This window comes from Synechocystis sp. FACHB-908 (assembly GCF_014698595.1).
Classification (GTDB): domain Bacteria; phylum Cyanobacteriota; class Cyanobacteriia; order Cyanobacteriales; family Microcystaceae; genus Synechocystis.
In genome coordinates this window covers 24,527-44,143 of the sequence record NZ_JACJTH010000041.1, presented here as the reverse complement: position 1 = coordinate 44,143, position 19,617 = coordinate 24,527, and the positions used below count along the sequence as shown (strand labels likewise).

The 19,617-nt window shown below is 45.2% G+C and carries 14 protein-coding genes; 6 read left to right on the top strand and 8 right to left on the bottom strand.

The window, feature by feature from the left end; all coding sequences use genetic code 11:
- Positions 1–52: 52 nt before the first annotated feature.
- Complete coding sequence (locus tag H6G46_RS15755) at positions 53–202, bottom strand: hypothetical protein (protein ID WP_158299063.1); 150 nt, start codon at positions 200–202, stop codon at positions 53–55.
- A gap of 41 nt (positions 203–243) precedes the next feature.
- On the opposite strand from H6G46_RS15755, the gene speA reads away from it, so the two are divergent.
- On the top strand, positions 244–2,223 hold the full coding sequence (gene speA / locus H6G46_RS15750) for a biosynthetic arginine decarboxylase (protein ID WP_010871215.1): 1,980 nt from the start codon (positions 244–246) through the stop codon (positions 2,221–2,223).
- A 150-nt stretch (positions 2,224–2,373) separates the two neighbouring features.
- On the opposite strand, the gene ligA is transcribed toward speA, so the two are convergent.
- Positions 2,374–4,383, bottom strand: a complete 2,010-nt coding sequence (gene ligA, locus H6G46_RS15745; RefSeq protein ID WP_010871216.1) for an NAD-dependent DNA ligase LigA — start codon at positions 4,381–4,383, stop codon at positions 2,374–2,376.
- A 123-nt stretch (positions 4,384–4,506) separates the two neighbouring features.
- On the opposite strand from ligA, the gene H6G46_RS15740 reads away from it, so the two are divergent.
- The 5 genes from H6G46_RS15740 (at position 4,507) to H6G46_RS15720 (ending at position 9,439) form a co-directional block, all read left to right on the top strand.
- Positions 4,507–5,115 carry a Uma2 family endonuclease gene (locus tag H6G46_RS15740; protein ID WP_010871217.1) on the top strand — a complete coding sequence of 203 codons (609 nt, stop codon included), beginning with the start codon at positions 4,507–4,509 and terminating at the stop codon, positions 5,113–5,115.
- Between the two features lie 155 nt (positions 5,116–5,270).
- On the top strand, positions 5,271–6,281 hold the full coding sequence (locus H6G46_RS15735) for an iron ABC transporter permease (RefSeq protein WP_048908418.1): 1,011 nt from the start codon (positions 5,271–5,273) through the stop codon (positions 6,279–6,281).
- 96 nt (positions 6,282–6,377) lie between these two features.
- On the top strand, positions 6,378–7,427 hold the full coding sequence (locus tag H6G46_RS15730) for an iron ABC transporter permease (RefSeq protein WP_010871219.1): 1,050 nt from the start codon (positions 6,378–6,380) through the stop codon (positions 7,425–7,427).
- 261 nt (positions 7,428–7,688) lie between these two features.
- Positions 7,689–8,495: an ABC transporter ATP-binding protein gene (locus H6G46_RS15725; RefSeq protein WP_010871220.1), complete on the top strand. Its 807-nt coding sequence runs from the start codon at positions 7,689–7,691 to the stop codon at positions 8,493–8,495.
- Entirely contained in the window at positions 8,492–9,439 is a 948-nt protein-coding gene (locus tag H6G46_RS15720; protein WP_010871221.1) for an iron-siderophore ABC transporter substrate-binding protein, read from the top strand. The genes H6G46_RS15725 and H6G46_RS15720 overlap by 4 nt, the downstream gene beginning before the upstream one ends.
- 165 nt (positions 9,440–9,604) lie before the next feature.
- Here H6G46_RS15720 and H6G46_RS15715 read toward each other — a convergent pair whose 3' ends face one another.
- The 6 genes from H6G46_RS15715 to H6G46_RS15690 all read right to left on the bottom strand — a co-directional run bounded on the left by H6G46_RS15715 (position 9,605) and on the right by H6G46_RS15690 (position 19,591).
- On the bottom strand, positions 9,605–12,145 hold the full coding sequence (locus H6G46_RS15715) for a TonB-dependent receptor (RefSeq protein ID WP_020861329.1): 2,541 nt from the start codon (positions 12,143–12,145) through the stop codon (positions 9,605–9,607).
- A gap of 221 nt (positions 12,146–12,366) precedes the next feature.
- Positions 12,367–13,347, bottom strand: a complete 981-nt coding sequence (locus H6G46_RS15710) for an AraC family transcriptional regulator (protein WP_010871223.1) — start codon at positions 13,345–13,347, stop codon at positions 12,367–12,369.
- A 242-nt stretch (positions 13,348–13,589) separates the two neighbouring features.
- Positions 13,590–14,873, bottom strand: a complete 1,284-nt coding sequence (locus H6G46_RS15705; protein WP_010871224.1) for an MFS transporter — start codon at positions 14,871–14,873, stop codon at positions 13,590–13,592.
- A 17-nt stretch (positions 14,874–14,890) separates the two neighbouring features.
- Positions 14,891–15,856 (bottom strand): sucrase ferredoxin, encoded by a 966-nt coding sequence (locus tag H6G46_RS15700; protein ID WP_010871225.1) that lies wholly within the window; start codon positions 15,854–15,856, stop codon positions 14,891–14,893.
- Positions 15,853–16,755: an iron-siderophore ABC transporter substrate-binding protein gene (locus tag H6G46_RS15695; RefSeq protein WP_020861330.1), complete on the bottom strand. Its 903-nt coding sequence runs from the start codon at positions 16,753–16,755 to the stop codon at positions 15,853–15,855. The genes H6G46_RS15700 and H6G46_RS15695 overlap by 4 nt, the downstream gene beginning before the upstream one ends.
- Before the next feature lie 262 nt (positions 16,756–17,017).
- Positions 17,018–19,591: a TonB-dependent siderophore receptor gene (locus H6G46_RS15690; protein WP_020861331.1), complete on the bottom strand. Its 2,574-nt coding sequence runs from the start codon at positions 19,589–19,591 to the stop codon at positions 17,018–17,020.
- Positions 19,592–19,617: the final 26 nt, after the last annotated feature.

The window sequence follows — 19,617 nt, the reverse complement described above, 5'->3', positions numbered from 1 at the left end:
CTCGACTTAGCGTCTGGGGAGCAAGCTCCTGTGGCTTTGACCGCTCCTGCTGTCAACGGTTAATTCCTTGGTGTAATGCCAACTGAATAATCTGCAAATTGCACTCTCCTTCAATGGGGGGTGCTTTTTGCTTGACTGAGTAATCTTCTGATTGCTGATCTTGATTGCCATCGATCGCCGGGGAGTCCGGGGCAGTTACCATTAGAGAGTCTAGAGAATTAATCCATCTTCGATAGAGGAATTATGGGGGAAGAACCTGTGCCGGCGGATAAAGCATTAGGCAAGAAATTCAAGAAAAAAAATGCCTCCTGGAGCATTGAAGAAAGCGAAGCTCTGTACCGGGTTGAGGCCTGGGGGGCACCTTATTTTGCCATTAATGCCGCTGGTAACATAACCGTCTCTCCCAACGGCGATCGGGGCGGTTCGTTAGATTTGTTGGAACTGGTGGAAGCCCTGCGGCAAAGAAAGCTCGGCTTACCCCTATTAATTCGTTTTTCCGATATTTTGGCCGATCGCCTAGAGCGATTGAATAGTTGTTTTGCCAAGGCGATCGCCCGTTACAATTACCCCAACACCTATCAGGCGGTTTATCCGGTCAAATGTAACCAGCAACGACATCTGGTGGAAGCCCTGGTTCGCTTTGGGCAAACTTCCCAGTGTGGATTGGAGGCAGGTTCCAAACCGGAATTGATGATTGCCCTCGCAACTCTACCACCTCCCTTAGACCGTCAGGACAAGCATACCAAGCCCCTAATCATTTGTAATGGCTACAAAGACCAGGATTATCTAGAAACAGCTCTGTTAGCCAAACGCTTAGGCCATCGTCCCATCATCATCATTGAACAACTACGGGAACTGGAATGGGTACTACACATCTCTCAGCAGTTAAACATTAAACCCATGTTGGGGGTACGGGCCCGGTTAAGTTGTCAGTCGCTCAAATCCTCGGAAATTTCCTCTGGCAACGGCGATCGGGCTAAGCTTGGTCTGACCATGCCGGACATTGTGACCGTAATTCATCGTCTAGAGGAAAATAATTGTCTCGATTGCCTGAAAATGCTTCATTTTCATCTGGGAACGCAAGTTTCGGACATTGCTCTGATTAAAGAAGCTATGCGGGAAGCCAGCCAACTCTATGTGGAATTGGTCAAGCTGGGGGCAAAAATGCGCTACCTCAATGTGGGGGGCGGTTTGGCGGTGGATTATGACGGTTCCAAGACCAACTATCCCGCCTCGAAAAATTACAACATGCAAAACTACGCCAACGACATTGTGGCGGCCATTCAAGATGCCTGTGAGCTTGGGCAGGTTTCCCCTCCCATTCTTGTGAGCGAAAGTGGGCGGGCAATTATGGCCCATCAGTCGGTGCTAGTTTTTGATGTGCTAGGCAGCAACCAAACAGGCTTCAGTGAACCCCATCCCCCCGATGAAAATGCCCATCCCCTGCTAAAAAATCTCTGGGAATGTTACGAAACAATTACAGCGGAACAATACCAGGAGCAATACCATGATGCTCTGCAATTAAAGACGGAGGCTAGTAGTCTTTTTAACTTCGGCTATTTAAGTCTGACGGAACGGGGACAAGCAGAGCAAATTCACTGGGCTTGTTGTCGTAAAATTTTTGAAATCACCAGACAACTAGAGTATATTCCCGAAGATTTTCAAGCGCTGGATAAAATAATGACCGATATTTATTACGTTAACTTATCGGTTTTCCAGTCAGCACCGGAATCCTGGTCTTTAGATCAACTTTTTCCCATTTTGCCCATTCACCATCTCAATGAGAAACCTAGTCAAAGGGTGATTTTAGCCGATTTAACCTGTGACAGTGATGGTAAAATTGACCGTTTTATTGACCTGTGGGATGTCAAGTCATACCTAGAAGTTCACCCCCTAGAAAATGACGGCAATCCTTACTATTTAGGTATGTTTTTAGTCGGTGCTTACCAAGAAATTATGGGCAATTTACATAATTTATTTGGTGACATTAATGTAGTTCACATTGCCACTACTCCCCAAGGTTATCAGATTGAATCGGTGGTGCGGGGAGATACCATGACGGAGGTTTTGGGTTATGTTCAGTACGATTCTGATGATTTACTCGAAGGCCTGCGGCGTCATACGGAGTTAGCCTTGAGCAATGGACAAATTACCCTGGAGGAATCTCGGCGCTTATTGGAAGATTATGAGCAAAGTTTACGGCGCTACACCTATCTAAGTTGATCTGGTAGAAAAAAACAATGGTTGGATTCTAAGCTCTGGAGTGGACTGGGATAGCGCTGAAATTGGATTAATTTTGCTTACTATCCCATCGCAATTTTGCTTAAACTCGACTATTTTTATTTGTTTTGATTGCAGAATCAATTTGGTTTCCTACGGCTCCAACAATTGTAAAAACTCCGCCTCAGATAGTAACTTGATGCCCAAACTTTCCGCCTTGGCGGCCTTACTTCCTGGTTTATCTCCCAAGAGAACATAATCAGTTTTGGTACTTACACTGCTGGTTACTTTACCGCCGCTCTGTTCAATTAATTCCTGAGCTTCTAGGCGACTAAGGTTGGGCAAAGTCCCGGTTAACACAAAGGTTTTGCCCTTTAACTTGCCGCTGTCAGTTTTGGTCTGGTCAATCCCTTGGTTTGCCAATACTAAACCCAACTCCTCTAAATCTTGAATTAATTGTTGATTACCGGGGTTCCTGAACCAATTAACCACGGCTTCGGCAATTTCTGGGCCAATGCCATAGACTCCTTCCAGGTCGGGAATGCTGGCTTGGCTTAGTTTTTCCACGGTGGGAAACTGTTGGCTGAGTAATTTGGCATTTACCTGGCCCACATGGCGGATACCTAAGCCAAATAAAATGCGGCTCCAGGGTTGGCTTTTGCTAACTTCAATGGCGGCAATTAATTTTTCGGCGGATTTTTGGGCAAAACGTTCTAATCCTAACAACTGCTCCACCTGTAAACCATATAAATCAGCAACGGAGTTGACTAACCGATTTTCCAAGAGCGTAATCACAACTTTTTCCCCCAAACCCTGGATATCCAAAGCGTTGCGGCTAGCCCAGTGAATTAAACTGCCTTGCAAAATAGCGGAGCAGGAACTATTGACACAACGGATGACAGCTTCTTCCAGGGGTCGGACCAAGGGGGAACCACAGGCCGGGCAATGGGAAGGAAAAATGTAGGGGGTGGTGTTTTCCGGGCGCAATTCTGTCATTACCCGGACCACTTCGGGGATAATTTCCCCTGCTTTGCGAATAATTACCGTGTCCCCCACCCGGATATCTAATTCTTGGATGCGGTCTTGGTTATGCAGAGTGGCTCTTTGTACCGTGGTGCCGGCTAACTGTACTGGCTCCATCACGGCTAGGGGGGTGACTGCGCCGGTGCGGCCCACATTAACTTCAATGGCTTTGACTACGGTGGGGGTTTCTTCGGCAGGATATTTTAAGGCGATCGCCCAGCGGGGAAATTTTTGGGTGAAGCCTAACTCTCTTTGCAGGGGATACTGATTAATTTTCACCACCACCCCGTCGGTCATATAGGGTAAGCGTTGCCGGGCGCCTTCCCAGTCTTCAAAATATGCCACTACTTCATCTAAACCTTTACAGAGCTGACAATGGGGATTAACCATAAAGCCAGCTTTTTTGAGATATTCCAAAGCTTGCCATTGACTTTGGATTTTGTCTTCTTGCCCTGGTAAATGGAGCGTATAGGCAAAAAATTGTAAGCGTCTTTGGTGGACTATTTTGGGGTCCAACTGACGGAGAGTACCGGCGGCGGCATTACGGGGATTGGCAAATAAGCTTTCTCCCTGGGCTTCCCGCTCGTGATTAATACGATTAAATTCTTCTAGGGGCAAAAAGGCTTCCCCCCTCACTTCCACCGTTGGGGGAGGATTATCTAAATTAAGCTTCACGGGAATGGATCGAATGGTTTTAATATTTTGGCTAATTTCTTCCCCGGTGGTGCCGTCTCCCCTAGTTACCCCCCGCACCAACAAACCATTCTCATAGGTCAGGGCGATCGCCGAGCCGTCAATTTTTAGCTCACAGACGTATTCAGCCTTTTCGATGGTTGGGGCAATGCGTTGCCAGCGTTCTTGCCACTGTTGTAATTCCTGCACATTAAAGGCATTTTCTAGGCTGTAGAGGGGAATATTATGGGCAACAGAGCGGAACTGACTGGCCGGTTGCTCCCCCACTCGTTGGGTCGGACTGTCGGGGGTAATTAACTCCGGATTTTCTGCCTCTAGCCTTTGCAGTTCCCGGTAAAGCTGGTCGTAAACGCTGTCCTCCATGACCGGCGCATCCAGTACATAGTAGGCGTAGCTGGCTTTTTGGAGTTGTTGGCGCAGTTGCAATAGGCGATCGGGGGTGGTCATAACTTCAATACTGTTTATTGTCCAAAAGGCTTACCCTGACAGTCCCCTTAGAAGAGTTCAGGGGATATATTTTGGCGATCGCCTTTCACTCCAAGGGCGATTAACATAGGGAATGTAGCATTTGTGCAACCCAAGCAGAGGGCTGTCCCCATGAGCGTCGCCACTTCTCCGTTAACTCTCAGTGAAAGTCAAAATTTTATCCTCCCCGGTCGTCATAGTTGGGAAGATTTTAAGACGATTCAGGCGGCGATGGAACAACGGTCAGGGCTACGTATCACCTATTTTGACGGAGTAATTGAGTTCATGACCCTGGGAGAGTACCACGAATCCATCAAAACCATAATCGGATTTTTGATTGAATATTATTTATTCTCTCAGGGTATTGAATTTTTTCCAGTTGGTAGTGCAACCCGTGAATCGAGGGAGAAATCGGTATCGTTTGAGCCGGATGAATCCTACTACCTTGGTGAAAAAAAGGAGCATCCTGATTTGGCAATTGAGGTCAATGTCACCAGTGGCAGTCCAAGCAAACTAGCAAAGTATCAACGGCTGGGCATTCAAGAGGTTTGGCTGTGGCAGGACGGAAAATTTTCTATTTACTCCCTAGAAGGCGAGCATTACCAAGAAACTTCAACCAGCAAATTACTTCCAGGTTTAAATTTTGCGCTGCTAGAGGAATGCGTATTGATGCCCTCTCGACTAGAAGCAATCCAAAAGTTTACAGCTCGATAAAAATAAACAGCGATCGCCATGGACAAGGCAGGGAACTATTCCGGTTGCCCCCTTTTATTGATAATCTTTCCTAGTAACTTCACTAAAGTAAAGAACGGAGTCGGGCAATTAGGTTAATCCCTACCTAAAGATCCGTGCCCTTTCTCCAATGCATTATGCGATCGTCCTTGTATTTTCGAGCTAAATCTCCCGGTTATCTTGCCTTGGGCCTTGTCCTGGGGGCAACGGTTTTATTCGCCTGTCTAATATCCAGTATTCTCCTGGGAGCGGCGGATATTAGTCCCCAAACAGTGTGGCAAGCCCTATTTCAATTTGACGGTTCCACTGACCATTTAATTATTCGCACGGTACGTTTACCCAGGGCCATTCTGGCGATCGTGGTGGGAGCTTCCTTGGCTGTGGCCGGGGCCATTACCCAGGGTTTAACCCGTAATCCTCTGGCAGCTCCCGATATTCTGGGGGTTAATGTGGGTGCGTCCTTAGCGGTGGTTCTGGCCACATTTATTGGTGGCGATGGTAGTAACCAGTGGGCATTTGCCTTCATTGGAGCGGCGATCGCCGCTGTAGTTGTCTATGGCTTGGGAACCCTTGGCCGCAGTGGTCTCACCCCAATTAAATTGGTCATTGCGGGGGCGGCCCTGTCGTATTTTTTAGGCTCTTTGACCACCGGCATTCTCCTGCTCAATCAACGTACCCTAGACGATATTCGCTTTTGGTTGGCCGGCTCCCTAGGGGGACAAGATTGGAATGGTTTAACGGCGGTTTTGCCCTACATCATGGTTGGTTTGGTCAGTTCCCTTAGTTTGGGTAGGCAATTAACCTTACTGACCTTTGGAGAAGAAGTGGCCCAGGGATTAGGCCTAAAAACGGCCTGGGTAAAATTGGGGGCGGCAACGGTTTTGGTGTTACTGGCGGGCAGTGCCGTCGCCCTGGCGGGGCCGATTGGCTTTGTCGGTTTAATTGTGCCCCACGTGGTTCGTTTTGGGGTCGGAGTGGATTATCGATGGATTTTACCCTACGCCATGGTGATGGGGGGAATTTTTCTTTCTGTGGCTGACATGGCCGCCCGATTATTGATCAGCCCGCAAGAACTACCAGTGGGCATTATGACTGCTTTGGTGGGGGCACCTTTTTTTATTTATCTTGCCCGCTCCCAAATTAAATAATCAAACCTAACGGGTCAACTCCAAAGACAACCCAAGGCCATTCCAGGCTAATTGATTGAATCCCGAATTTTATTAACTGTTTGTTCCATTTGTGCCATGTTTGCCCCTCGACCTTGGATTGTGGTCCGTCTCCGGTCTTTACCCCTATCGTTTCGCCTCGATCGCCATGTCCCCTTGGTAATGGGATTACTTACTGCTCTAGCATTATTACTATTTATTCTCAATATTAGTTGGGGGGAATATCCTGTCCCTCCCTTGGCGATGCTCCAGGCCATCTTTGGGCTATCTACCGATGCTGACCATGAATTTGTGGTGCGTACTCTGCGATTACCCCGGTCCTTGGTGGCATTGTTGGTGGGTATGGGTTTGGCGATCGCCGGAGGGATTTTGCAAGGCATTACCCGCAATCCTTTGGCAGCCCCTGAAATTATTGGTGTCAATGCGGGGGCTAGTTTGGTGGCGGTTACCTTCATCGTTTTGCTACCGGGTATTTCTCCTTCCTTGCTGCCAGTGGCCGCTTTTTGCGGTGGTTTAACAGCGGCGATCGCCATTTATGTGCTGGCTTGGAATCAGGGCAGTGCCCCCGTCCGGTTAATTTTGGTGGGCATTGGCCTAGCCGCATTAGCCAGTTCCCTCACCAGTTTGATGGTCACCTTTGGGGAAATTAGCGTGGTTAGTCAGGCCCTAGTTTGGCTCACTGGTAGCGTCCATGGCCGGGGTTGGGAACATTTATTGCCCCTGCTACCTTGGCTAGCCTTGTTTATTCCCCTCTCCTTGGCATTGGCCCGGGAGTTGGACACCCTAAACCTAGGGGACAATCTAGCCCGAGGATTGGGTAGCCGGGTGGAATGGATGCGGGGTCTTTTACTAGTTTGCAGTGTGGCCCTAGCGGGTTCCTGTGTGGCCACCGCCGGCAATATTGGCTTTGTCGGTTTGATGGCTCCCCACCTGGCCCGCCATCTGGTAGGCCCCTCCCATGGGGGCATGATTCCCGTTGCGGCCCTAACTGGAGCCTGCATTACAGAACTGGCAGATTTAATTGGTAGAACCGTTTTTGCCCCGATAGAAATTCCCTGCGGAGTAATTACGGCGATCGTGGGCGCTCCCTATTTTCTCTGGCTCCTATACCGAAATCGGAATCAATAGCCCCATGACCTCATTTACTTGTTTTTAGATAACGGTTTCCCGGGGTGAATTACACTGCTCAGTTAGAAAGCAAAAATTTCTTACTATTCCTAATTATTCTTAACAATTAATAGCCACTACAGCAATATTTGCAGGAAAAAGGAAGAATCCCCATGGCGACCAAGCATTTAACAGAGGACTATTCGGCATTAAAACCCATTTCCCTGTCCCCCAGTCCTCTACAATAATCTCTAATCTTATTAGTAGTTAATCTTAATAACTATGTTGGATGTTGCCACTCCCATTGCCCTCACTACCAGGAAGCTCAGCCTAGCCTACGATAGTCACCTAATTATTCAAGGGCTCGATTTGGCAATTAACCAAGGGGAAATCACCACACTGGTGGGACCAAATGGCTGTGGCAAATCTACTCTCCTACGGGGCATGGCACGACTACTCAAACCCCAGGGCGGCACCGTGTATTTAGAAGGAGAGGCGATCGCCCATCTGCCCACCAAAGAATTGGCCAAACGTCTGGGTATTTTGCCCCAAAGCCCCCCCGCCCCGGAAGGATTAACTGTCAGGGAACTGGTGGCCCAGGGCCGTTATCCCCATCAAAACTGGCTACAACAATGGTCAAAACAGGATGAATTGAAAGTAGAAGAGGCGATCGCCACCACCGATTTGCATCAATTTGCCAACCGCCCTCTTGATAGCCTTTCGGGAGGCCAACGCCAGAGAGCCTGGATTGCCATGGCCCTGGCCCAAGACACTGAAATTTTATTGTTAGACGAACCCACCACCTATCTCGATCTAGCCCATCAAATTGAAGTTTTAGATTTACTCCATTGGCTGAACCGGGAAGCAGGACGCACCATTGTGATGGTATTGCACGACCTCAATTTGGCCTGTCGCTATAGTCATCGCTTGATTGCCCTACGGGATGGAAAACTACTGGCCCAAGGACGACCCCAGGCGATCGTCACCGAAGAACTAGTACGACAAGTTTTTGGACTGGAGAGCCGCATCATCGCCGATCCCGTCACTGGCACCCCTCTCTGTGTACCCGTTAGCCGACACCTAAAATGAAAAGTAAACTAATAATTTTTACTTTCTGCCTGGTGCTATTTGGTTGTGCTAAACAAGTACCCGTTGAATTTTCCCCTGGGGAAACCATTCAATCAAACCTAACCCAGCGCACCATAGCCCACGCCATGGGCGTAACGGCAGTCCCCAATGAGCCACAGCGCATAGTGGTGTTGACCAATGAAGCAACAGATATGGTATTGGCCTTGGGAGTCACCCCGGTGGGGGCAGTTAAATCTTGGTCCGGAGATCCTTACTACGAATATTTAGCAAAGGATATGCTTGGAGTCCCCATCGTGGGAGATGAAATGCAGCCTAACCTAGAGAAAATTGTCGCCTTACAGCCGGACTTGATTATCGGTAGTCGGTTGCGCCAGGGACAAATTTACAAGTCACTGAGTGCCATTGCCCCCACAGTTTTTTCAGAAACCATTGGTGAATCATGGCAAGATAACCTACGTCTTTATGGGCAGGCCCTTGACAGAGAAGCCGAAGCGGAGCAACTTTTGAACGATTGGGACACGCGTGTGGCCCAAATGCGTCAAAAACTAAGTGCAAAAGATTTAACAATTTCCCTCGTCCGATTTATGCCAAGGGGAGCCCGCATTTATTTACAAAATTCTTTCCCCGGTCAAATTTTGCAGGCAGTGGGTTTGGAAAGACCGGCGAGTCAAGCTAACCATGGCTTTGCTGAACATGTTTCCTTCGAGCAAATTCCCCAAATGGAAGCTGATGCACTGTTTTACTTCATCTATACCGGAGATAGCGGGGACCAAACCCCCGGCAGCATAACGAATCCTTGGTTAAACCATCCCCTATGGCAGCAGTTGGAGGTTGTTCAATCGGGTAAGGCCTACGCTGTTAGCGATGTGGTTTGGACCACTGCCGGAGGTATCCAAGCCGCCCACCTGCTACTAGATGATTTGGAACGACATTTAGAGCCTTAGAACGTGTTTGGAAAGTTTTACTCCGCCCCCTAAATCTCCTCACTAAAGCTCCGGCAATACTAGGGGGCTTTCATTCAGTTTCCCCCCAAAGTTGGGTGGGCAGGGGGGCTTTTAAAACAGGCTCTTAGCATGGGTTGCCCCCCAAAAAATTGAGGGGAAAGGCATTTACCACTCAAATGCATAGCCAATGCGGAGAAATCGTCCCCGGGCGGCGGCATTACTCAACTCGTTGGGCTGGAGTTGGGACACCACCGGAAAGTAGTCAGTGTTTAACAAATTAGCAATGCCAATTTCCAGTTTCCCAGGGCCAACATTGATCCTACTTATGTAGTCCAGGGTGACATAGCTACTGACGGGGAGCTGGCCAAAAACAGTGTTATTGCTAAACACATCACGATCGCCAGAATAGAGGAGTTGTAGCCGGTTTTGCCAACCGGGGGTGGTTTGGTGTTGTACATAGGCTGTGAGCTTCACCGGTGCAATGCGAAAACCATCGAGGGGAGTATAGTTGCCGGTGTTCAAGCGGTCAATTTCGCCGGCGGACAAGCTAAATGTGCCCCCCAACTGCCAACTTTCCCCCACCCGGGCATCCATGGTGGCTTCCACTCCATAAACCCGTTCCGGTGCTCGCAAAATTTCCCCTGGAGCCGTGAAGGTCGTGCCCAAATCAGAGGAATTATAAAACCCCGCCAAAGAAAAGCGGAGATTTTGCCAATTGCCCCGCACACCAATTTCGTAATTGTTGACCCGCTGGGCTTCCGGTTGCAGAGTGGCTAGGGAAAAGCCCGCAGGGGCATTACGAAGCACTAGGCCCACGTCGGCTAGGGAAAAACCTTGGGCAAAGCTGGCAAACAAACTGATGTTATCGGTGACATCTACTACTCCCCCCAGGTTAAAAAGCGTTGCATCGTAGCTTAAGTCACCCCCTTGGACTGTATTGCCGCCCAGGGTAGTGAAATCATCCACCGACAGGCCCACTTGTTCATGGCGGATGCCCCCCAGTAGGGTGAGCCAATCGTTAGCCCGCCAGTTCAATTGGCCGAACAATCCCAGGCTGTCTTGGTTGAGAGATGGAACCCAAGTCCTTTTACCAGTATTGCGATAGCTTAAACCGCCACTGCTATCAAAAGTAACTGGATCAAAAATGTTCACTGGCTGAGCGGTACTTTCATTGTTGTAGTCCGCTCCCCACAGTAGGCGCAGATTTTTTTCTCCCGTTAGGGGGGTGTCCAGTTGTAGTCTGCCGCCCCACTCGGTGGAGTCAATTTCAGACTGAAAAATACTATTGCCCAAGCTAACGGAGGCTCGGCCGTCGAAAGGGAAAAACCTAGTCAGATAATCACGATAGTAGATTTGTCCCTTAAGGTTGCCATTGAGGACGTTACTGTGGCTGTAATCAAGGCTGACTACGGTGTTATTGCTGGTTTGGGGGGTATCAAGGTCCAGCCCGTCAATCGCTTGGGATCTCTGTCTACCGGCGATCGCCGTAATACTAGGATCAACGGTGAAATCAGTGTTTTGGGTGGCTTGAAAATGATTAATGGTAATTTGCAGGCGCTGTTCGTCAGTCATGTTGATGCCCAATTTACCCAAAACATTAAAGCTATCAGTGTCCGATACTCCTCCTTGGCCATTGGGATCGGGGGGAATGCGATTACCTAAGGCGTCAAAAAATCCCCCAACGGATTCATAGGATGCGGTGAAAGCGTAGTCAGCATAGTCAAGGGTTCCGCCCACATATTGTTCCACCATCCTCCCTAGGCTGTTGGATACACTGTCAAAATCGGTGTTGATGGCTAGGCGGGTGCTGGCTAGGAAGGGCTCAGGGGCAGGACCACGGGTGATGATGTTGATTACTCCTCCAGTGGCACCATCCCCGTAAATGGCCGTTGGCCCCTGGATCACTTCAATCCGTTCAATGGCACTGGGAGCAATGGTTTGCAAATCTCGGAAGGCATTACGGTTGGTGGTTTGGGGCACACCGTCAATCAAAACCAAAACGTTACGTCCTCGCAAAGCCTGGCCAAATTGACTGGCACTCCCGGTGCTGGGGGCTAAGCCTGGCACTAGTTGACCCAAAATATCCGCCAAGGAAGAGTAAACCTGGGTTTGTTGCTCAATTTCTGCCCGTTCAATTACCGTTACCGACCGGGGAATGTTAGCGATTTCCTCCTCTGTACGGGTGGCGGAAACCACAATTTGTAGGGCCTCACTTTCCTCTATCTCGGCGGTTGTCCCGGCAACCCCTGGTCGAATCAGCAATTGTAACCCTTGCGAGTTAGGCTTTACTTCGGCTTCCGGTGGCCCATTTACCCCCGTGATAGCTAAGCGCACTTGGTTATCGGTCATTTGGGTAACACTGACAAACGCAATGTCCGCAGTGGGGCTCACTTCTTCAAACCCCTGGCCCCCAGGTAAGGCCATCAAAGTATTGGGAAGATCAATAATTAAGGCATTGCCCACCGTTTGTAGGTTCGGAGAGGCGATCGCCCCTCCCGCTGTCACCAAAATAATTTCTAACCCTGGCCCCGATGGCTCTAGACGCACTTCCTGCACTTGTACCAACGATGTCCCCTGATCCAGTTCCACTGTCACAGATGGGGATGGCTCACTAATAATTTCTTGAGCCCCCAGGGGCATAGCCATCGTTTCCATCACTATTCCAAGGGCGATCGTCCAGCCAAATCGTACTAATCTTGTTTTCATGTCACGTCCTCCCACACGTCAGTTACTTGTTGCAAATCTTTCTTGATTGGCTAGGAAAATTAGTGTAGATAGTTGTCTCTGGCCTTGTCTATCCAAAAAACGGTCACGTTGATCCAAAAACGGACTTTGAGGCAAAAAAATCCCCGGCTAACGGGAGAAACTCCCCTAATTTTCTTTGTTTGGGTAGATGGAAATCCTCTGGCTTTAACCGGGAGAGACTATCAATTACTCAGCATCCACTGTTTAGGGCTGACACCAAACTGTTTGCGAAACGCCGCGGAGAAGTGGCCTAAGTGGCTATAACCCACGTTGTTAGCGACTTCGGCGACAGTGTAATTGCCCTGGGAGAGCAGATCTTTGGCCTGGTGAAGACGTTGTTGGGTCAGATAACCGATTACAGAGGTGCCAAACAGTTCCCGAAAACCACGGCGGAGGGTACGATCACATAACCCCACCTGCTGGGCCAACTCCAAAACGGAAGGAGGGCTTTCCAGTTGGGCAACTAGTCTGGCTCTCGCTTCGTAGATCTTCTCAATTGTTTTTGGTTTCAAAGTGCCAGAAAATGGAGAAGAATTTTGGTCGGCCATAATGCTATGCAATTGAAGGGCGAAAAGTTCAAACACCTTGGCTTGGAGAAAAAAACGTCGCGTCACTCCGTGAAATGGACATTGGAGCATCTGCTGAGCTACTGTCCGCATTTCAACCGTAATGGAGGGAAACCAAGCCATTTTCCACTCATCCTTTTTGAGTAAAGCTTGGCCTAGGGATAGGGATTGCCCAACTAAAAATTGTTCTAAAATTTGGGGTTCGAGGTGGACGTTAATGCCTTCTAGGTGGCCCAATTGGCCATACCGTGCCACATAACCAGGGGAAAGGCCACTCCCGGATACATAACCCTTCTTTGTCTCCAGAGTTGGATAGGTTTCCTCATAATCAACGGTCCCCGACAATAGGACGGTGAACTGTACTAAATGCTCGTGTACCGGTACTTTCAGTGCCCAGGGCCGGGTAAATTCCTTGTTGATCAAATCCAACCAAACCCCAGGGGAAAGTTCCAAGCAGCGGGTACGGCCATGGCCCAGGCAAGCGGGCAGCCAGCGAATGGTTTCAAAACTGTCAACTGGAGTGGTGGTGTAATACTCAGGTTCAAAGGGAATTTGACAAAGCTCATGGTAGTCGGACTCGGAAAGAAGTAGGGTCATGGGCAGATGGGAAGCTGAATAAGCTGAAGTAGATTGAAAGAATTGATCAATCTATTAGTCTACTCCTAATGCAAATTATTCCTAAATATTTGATGGGTTTAATTTATTGAGCAAAGCCCTAACGGGCAAAATACCAGTGCAGTATATTTGTTGGAAAAATGTGCTGTGGCGATTGGGACAACCTTGTGGATTATCTCAATAACGATGAGAGTTCAATGTCCCATAGGAGATGGTATTACTTGCTAATCATCCCCACGTTGATAAATCAATAGACCCCATAGCCCCAATAGAAATGCGAGCACTCCACAGTTCACCATTAAGAATGCCATGCCGCTGCCTGGGGGAGGTCCAAAAATTTCATTGATAGGTAGGATTAAAAAGTTACTCAAGTGAGTCAGCATTACCGATATCTGATTAGCTAAAATTCCTGCGGCCAATCCAGATAAACTACTGATAACAGTGCCGATCAAATAATCTGCAGCCAATACTCGGCCTTGTATTTCCCGTGCAACTTTCTCATACCAAATTGCTGTATATGAACTGGTGATTAAGGGACTTGGTAGTGATGCACCAACGTTAGCTAGTAGCCAAAATTTTGGTTGGGCAATCAGTCCCATGGCCAATCGACTGAATCCATTGATTATAAAGCCAATAAAAATACCAGTTGTTCTTCTTTTGAAGCCTCCCCAAATACTACAAATAGTTCCTCCAACAATACCCCCCACTCCTCCGATGGCCACAATAATCCCTAAAATCTCAGTGTTTCCTCCAGTTTTTGCTAGAATCATAGGCTGGTAAATTACTTCAGTGATTCCTTCTACAAAGCTAAACAATGAAAAAATGATCAATATCTTTGATAAATTTGGATGGTTATAGATATATTTAAGTCCAAAAAATATATCGTCAACAAAATTTTCTTTCAATCGTACAACAAATAAAGTTTGGTTGGTGATTTTAGGAGATTTAATTCCGAATGCTATTGGTAGAATCAAGATCGTTATAGCGGCGATCATGAACGTTGTCATGTCAATTATTGTGATGCCAGTTAGCCCCATCACAGGAAATAAGATTCCAGCCAAAGCGGGGGCAACAATTCCGGCGCTATATGCAGTAATGGCTCCCATACTACTAGCACGAGCATGGTGTTGATAAGGAACAATTAAAGGGACCAGGGTAATATAACTAAGGGTTTGAATGTTACCAAAACAACCAATAATAGATGCAATCAGATATATATACTTAACATTAAGAATCTGTAAAAAAGCTAGGATTCCCACAGAAAATGTACATACAGCAGAGCCGATATCGCTAACAATTAGCAATTTTTTGTGAGAAAAATAATCAGTAAGGATACCAGATAAAGGTGTAATGATAATTTGCGGGAGCTGATAAAAAACTAAAATCAAAGCCACTGACATAGCAGAATTTGTCTTTTGCCATATCCATATAGTCAGAGAAAAATAAGTCATACCGCTACCAATAGACGACAGAGCCTGTCCCAAGCAAAGAGTGACAAAGGTCTTCATTTATTTTTGTAAATTAATTATTTATCAATTTCTTTTAAGTAGCTGACACTATACTGCTTGACAGAAATAAGTTCATCTCCTGAATTTCTAGCAGTCATCACTGACCCATTGACTTCAACTCTTGCAAAATAAGCTCCTTTAACTTTATCGGGAGAAATAAAATCAAATTGAACCTCTACCCAATTGGGATCATGCTGATTATCATCCATGTTCAATATTTGAGCTGATTTTTGATAATTTAACCATTGCCAACCTCGTTGAGTCCAAATTTCACGCTCAACAATCTGGGCAAATTTTGTTACGCCTACCCAACCTCGATAAAATTTATAAAGTTGTTTAACTTGACCTTCTTGCCTTACCAGATTATCTAAAACTTCAGACTCAAGATGTCCCCAAACTTGCCCATTTGGAAAATCAATTAAAGTCGGAGCAAACTGATGTCCCCCAAAATGAGAGCAGCGCCATATTCTTAAATTTTTTGATGCATATTTTTGTCGTAATTGTTTATAAATAGGATAACCAAATCTCGAACAAGCCACATCAATGTTTCCATGAGTACATACCATCATATCTCGATCAACAACATCTGACAGTTTATAGTTACGAAAATTTTCTAACTCTGGAGATTGATAACATAAATTTTTGATAAGATCCCACCTTTGATCATCAGGAACTAAATATTCTTCTTTTATAAAACTGGAAAAGAGCAAATTAAACTTTTGGTAGTGAATAATACGACTAAATCCTGATTGAGAATACTCGTGATCTGAGGCGATCGCCATTGGAGATACTTTAACTCCTTGATCAGAAAGTTGATGAAAAAGATCATGAATTGGTTTAAGAATGGGGTCATGATGAAAGCGTTCCTCTGTCCAAGGTTGGGGTAATTCCATAATTAACCAACGATCACTTGAATTTGCTGTGCCGATAGGATCTTCCCCGTTAGATTTGGAAATAACGGAACAAAATTGACAATTAATCATGGTTTTTGATTGGTTAAGAGTTGTTTTTTTAATTCATTAAGATAAAGTTTTGTACCGAAAAAACCTGGTAAACCCGTGCATAGATAAGTTGGAATATAATAAACACGATTTTCTCGACTTGCTTTCATTGATTGTGTTATTGCATTTTCTGACCACTGTTGTTGTAAATTAGATAATTGATGCTCAGTAAAATTTTGTCTACTTTTTGATTTATTGAATTCTTGAAAATTATAACCTAAGATAATAATTGAATTGGCATTATTTAACTTAGGAAGAGATTCTAAAGAAAGGGGCAGTCTTGAATTTGTAGATGTACCTGCTCCTGGTAAAGAAACTAATTCAAATCCCAATTCTTCAATTAGAGAGCTACAAAGATCTTCATTATTGGCAATAGACAATTCCTGTAAATTTTGAGCATGAAGTAGAAGCATTTTGGGGTATCCTGCAACAATTTTGGAAAATTCCTGCTTTGCTTTTTCAATTTCTTGCTGAGTTTCTTGTAAAAGTTGTTCGACTTTTTCTTCTTGCTTAACAGCCTGGGCAATCTTCTCTAGATTTTCAGTAGGTTCATTCCAAGATAACATTAAGGTAGGTGCAAGTTGAGAAAATTTTTGATATTCATTTTTATTATGATCAGGACTCAAAATTAAATCAGGTTTTGCTTTAAAAATTCCTTCTAACGAAGGCATGTAAGCAATTCCTACATTGGCAATGGGTTTATTAATATATTGTCCCAAATAAGGAATTTGCTCGGTAGGATGATCATAATCTTCTTTATGAAAAGCAATGTGATCTGCATAGGCAATAGGTTGAATGTTTAACGCTAGTAAAGGTTCTAATAAATAGGGACCAAGTACAACAACTCTTTGAGGAATTCCACAGATTTCAGTTTCTCCCATTTTATGCTCAATTATCCGGCAACCTTTTTTATCTGATTGTTGTAGATGTGAAGATCGATCTATGTTTGTATTACAAGAAGTCAAAAGAGACGTCATAAAAATCATGAGAGTAGAAAAGTAATTTATCTTATATTTTTTCATACAATAATTTAAATATGTAAGTATAAATAGCTCTCCTCTGCTTTTTGACTGGAGCTAAAGAAGAGCAGATTTTTTTGAACTTCCTAAATCATTAAAAAAACAGCAAGTAACTTTTAATGATTTAAAACTGAACCGAAAATGAGCCAATAATAATAAATGGTTCACCAGGTTCAATTCCTGTTTGGTTACCACTGACTGCTCGGACGTAGTTAGCATTAGTAAAATTCCTCAAGTTTAGGGCAACTCGATATTTATCTCGTTGGTAAAAAATCGCTGCGTTTCCGATGATATAATCCCCCACTGTGTAGGTATTAGCTAAATCACCAAAACGATCGCCAACGTAATTAAAGCCAATTCCAAACCCTAGTCCTTGTAATGCCCCCGATTGAATTTCATAGGTCGTCCATAAATTCGCCATATTATAGGGAATACCAAATAGGCGGTTATCGACAAAATTAGGATCTGTATCCTCGGTGACTTTTGCATTGATATAAGAATAGTTACCAATAATTTTCCAGCCGGGTAAAATTTCTCCCACAATATCTAGTTCAATGCCTTGGCTTTGTTGTGTTCCAATGGTAGATAAAAATAGGGGATTAACTGGATCGCTAACCGCTACATTATTTTTACTAATATTAAAATAAGTTAAGGTTGTGAGAAGTTGTTGCTCAAATAGTTCCGCTTTAACGCCAATTTCAAAACCTTCTCCCCGTTCTGGTTCTAGGGGATTGCCACTGATATCTATTCCACTATTGGGAGTGAAAGATTGGGAATAGTTGCTAAAGAAGCTAATTTCCGGAATTGGACGATATAGTAGGCCTATCCTTGGTGTAACTGCACTATCTGTTTGTTGTGTATTTCCCCCTTGGTTAAAATCAGTTTGTAAATTATTTGTGTTTTGAGTGATAGTATCGTAACGAAGTCCTGCAACTAAAATTAGATTTTCTAATAAAGAAACTTGATCCTGTAGATAAATTCCCAAACGATTGGAACTGGTAAAAGTATCGCCAAAAAGAGGTAAATCAGAGCGATTAGGTTTGGGAATTGCATTATAATCGGGATCAAATACGTTAATTGACGTCGGACCACCAAAAAGCGTTAAAATACTCTCTTCAGACCAGTTATAATCAATTCCAGCTAAGAGCTCATGTTTAACTGAGCCTGTAGAAAATTTACCGACAGCATTGGTATAGAAAGAATAGGAGCCCTGTTGTCCGTCCTGGTCAGCAAAGAAGCGGGTAACCGTTGGCCCATTCACAATAGTAGGAAGAGCAATGACGTTATAGTCATAGTTGTAGCTCATATAGCGAAAAGCATTGCGTAACTTCCAATTTTCATTGAAGCGATGCTCTAGATTATATCCAGCGCTAATAAAGTTTTTGTTAACAATATCACTGGGATCATTAATTACCCGCGAGCGGGGTACTGGTGCAACCCCATCTCCGAAGCTACTCAAGCCAAAGTCAGCAGGATTCGTGTCATTAATATATTCAACAGCTAAACTTAAATCTGTGTCGTCAGTGATAGCATAGGTGACAATGGGAGCGTAGGCAAATCGTTCTAACGGTTGATTAAAGTCGCGAAAACTCGCTTCATTACTATAAACGCCGTTTAATCGATAACGTAAATTCCCACTGGGATTTAAACCACCTGAAATATCAAAACGGGGACGAACTAATCCTTGATTACCTAATTGCACTTCGACTTCAGCAAACGGTTCATTAAGTGGTTTTTTCGAGTTTAAATTAATTACACCTCCGGGTTCAATTTGGCCATATAAAATAGAAGAAGGACCTTTGAGCACTTCCACCTGTTGTAGGTGAGAAACTTCCGTAATCCCTTGAAACCCTCCATAAAGTCGAAAACCATCCCTAAGAATAGGAACCGTATCACTAAATTGATTGCCAAATCCTCGAATACCAAAGATAGTTTCTCTTCCCCCTGTAGTACCGCCAAAAGTCACACTGCTAACATTTGTCAACACATCTTCGAGGGTGATGGCTTGTTGGGAACGAATTACTTCTTCTGAAACAACCTGTGCAGAAAAAGGCGTATCCATAATGGGAGTGTCAGTCCCCGTGGCAACCGAAGTGTTGGGAACGAAAAATTCTTGGACTGCTGCTTCTTCTTCTCGGGTAGCAACAATTTCGATTTCTTCTTCCGATTCCACTGTGTTAATTGGAGGCGTTAGGCTCAAAATTAAATTTTCGGATGATGGTATCACCTGAGCGGCGGGAACAGTACCATTGCCAGTTACGGTAATGCGTAGTGAATTTGAACTTGTCTGTACGGCGGTTATTTGACTAATTTGCTCACTGGGATTCTCAACTATAAAATTTTCCCCATCTGGTAGCCTTAAAACTGCGTCTAAAATATCGATGATGAGAATATTGTCCTCACTAATAATTAAGGGTATTAGCTGGGATTGATCGGCCGTTTTTAAAATTAATTCAATGCCAGTTTGCGTATCTTTAAGTTCAATTTGGATAACTTCTTTAATTTGAGCTTGGGATATTTGCTGTTGCCAATTTTCTATCTTTACATTTGCCTTATATTCATTCTGTAACTCCTGATCTTCTAATTTTTCTTTTTCAGATAAATTACTTTCCCCTACTGATCCTAGGGCAACACCAGAATGTAAGGCCGTCAAACCAATCAAAACGGCGAGCGAAGTCTGTTCCAAAATTTTGATCATTTTTTGTGCTCCCCACACTTACTGAT

What these genes read in the sequence shown, in the direction of transcription:
- H6G46_RS15755 (WP_158299063.1), bottom strand. Translation starts at nt 202, where the DNA reads ATGGTAACTGCCCCGGACTCCCCGGCGATCGATGGCAATCAAGATCAG.
- speA (WP_010871215.1), top strand. Translation starts at nt 244, where the DNA reads ATGGGGGAAGAACCTGTGCCGGCGGATAAAGCATTAGGCAAGAAATTC.
- ligA (WP_010871216.1), bottom strand. Translation starts at nt 4,383, where the DNA reads ATGACCACCCCCGATCGCCTATTGCAACTGCGCCAACAACTCCAAAAA.
- H6G46_RS15735 (WP_048908418.1), top strand. Translation starts at nt 5,271, where the DNA reads ATGCGATCGTCCTTGTATTTTCGAGCTAAATCTCCCGGTTATCTTGCC.
- H6G46_RS15730 (WP_010871219.1), top strand. Translation starts at nt 6,378, where the DNA reads ATGTTTGCCCCTCGACCTTGGATTGTGGTCCGTCTCCGGTCTTTACCC.
- H6G46_RS15725 (WP_010871220.1), top strand. Translation starts at nt 7,689, where the DNA reads ATGTTGGATGTTGCCACTCCCATTGCCCTCACTACCAGGAAGCTCAGC.
- H6G46_RS15720 (WP_010871221.1), top strand. Translation starts at nt 8,492, where the DNA reads ATGAAAAGTAAACTAATAATTTTTACTTTCTGCCTGGTGCTATTTGGT.
- H6G46_RS15715 (WP_020861329.1), bottom strand. Translation starts at nt 12,145, where the DNA reads ATGAAAACAAGATTAGTACGATTTGGCTGGACGATCGCCCTTGGAATA.
- H6G46_RS15710 (WP_010871223.1), bottom strand. Translation starts at nt 13,347, where the DNA reads ATGACCCTACTTCTTTCCGAGTCCGACTACCATGAGCTTTGTCAAATT.
- H6G46_RS15705 (WP_010871224.1), bottom strand. Translation starts at nt 14,873, where the DNA reads ATGAAGACCTTTGTCACTCTTTGCTTGGGACAGGCTCTGTCGTCTATT.
- H6G46_RS15700 (WP_010871225.1), bottom strand. Translation starts at nt 15,856, where the DNA reads ATGATTAATTGTCAATTTTGTTCCGTTATTTCCAAATCTAACGGGGAA.
- H6G46_RS15695 (WP_020861330.1), bottom strand. Translation starts at nt 16,755, where the DNA reads ATGGGAGAAACTGAAATCTGTGGAATTCCTCAAAGAGTTGTTGTACTT.
- H6G46_RS15690 (WP_020861331.1), bottom strand. Translation starts at nt 19,591, where the DNA reads ATGATCAAAATTTTGGAACAGACTTCGCTCGCCGTTTTGATTGGTTTG.